Here is a 1,120-nt window from a genome sequence, read left to right as displayed (position 1 = left end):
AAGATTATAATTAATCATAAATCTTATAATTACAAGAGCAATTACCAAGCTTATAACACCAATAATGATTTGTTGTATTAAAGCTTTATTTACCGGGTCTTTATAGATTTTTTCATCTGCAATCACACAAACATTATATCCTGTTGAAGATTTCTGACAAATCACAGCCTTGCGAGGAGCATTTCCATCTTCAATTAACATTGGTGAGCTTGAAAGAAGTCCTGATTTTCCTTCAGGTGTTGAAAGATATGATTTTACTATATTTTGACTTAATTCATTTTTTGTTAATAATGCCTCAGAAGATTCATGAAAAAGTATAGTTCCATCATTATCTAAAACCACAGTATATCCGCTTTGTGACCTTCCCATTGATAATACATTATCTGAAAAAGTATTTAAATCATAATTTCCACCTACTGCACCTATAAATTTACCATTAACAACTATAGGATATGAAAAAGATAAAGAAGGAGCTTTTAAGCTAGGGGCAATATAAGGCTTTGATATTACAACTTTGTTTTCTCCAGAAGCAACACTTGTGTACCAACTTCTTGTTCTAGGATCATAGCCATCAGATGGCATTTGATGGTTTCCATTTGATCTAATCATTGCACCATTGTGTGCAAGTCCTACATATAGCACATCAAAACGACTAGCTTCTTTTGCAACTTTAACCATAGTGTAAATTTCTTCTAAACTCGCATTAGGATTTTTTTGCAATTCAGAGGCGACAGATCTAATAGCATCGCTTCTTGAAGCAGTGTAGTCATCAAAATTCTTTAAAACATCTTGCATTGTTTTAACTTGTATATCATTGATGAGTTTTTGAACATCATGCTTTACTTCGGCATAATTAAATGCATTTGCTATAAATAAAATAGCTATAATTGCTAAAAAAACAAAAAAAGTTAATTTTCCCGTTAAACTTCTTGTAATGTTTTTCATAATGAATTATCCTTGTTTAAAAATTGTAAATTTTAAGGGAAAAATTATCTTGTATTATTTTTAATAAAAAAATGCATTATTTAAATATAAAAAAACTATTTTTTAATAAAAAAATTATAAAAAATAACAATCACATCCAATCAAAATCACCAACCCCAGCTTAGCAATTAACACT

General features: G+C 29.0%; 1 protein-coding gene. It reads right to left on the bottom strand.

Annotation, left to right across the window (positions count from 1 at the left end):
* The coding region (locus tag L8X97_RS08260; protein ID WP_263663067.1) for a cache domain-containing protein at window positions 1–945 on the bottom strand (945 nt) is incomplete at its 3' end.
* Window positions 946–1,120 lie beyond the last annotated feature (175 nt).

The sequence above is a fragment of the Campylobacter sp. CNRCH_2013_0671h genome (assembly GCF_025773055.1).
In the GTDB taxonomy this organism is placed as follows: Bacteria; Campylobacterota; Campylobacteria; order Campylobacterales; family Campylobacteraceae; genus Campylobacter_D; species Campylobacter_D lari_D.
The sequence above is the reverse complement of the archived record's forward strand: the minus strand, read 5'-3'. Positions and strand labels throughout refer to the sequence as shown.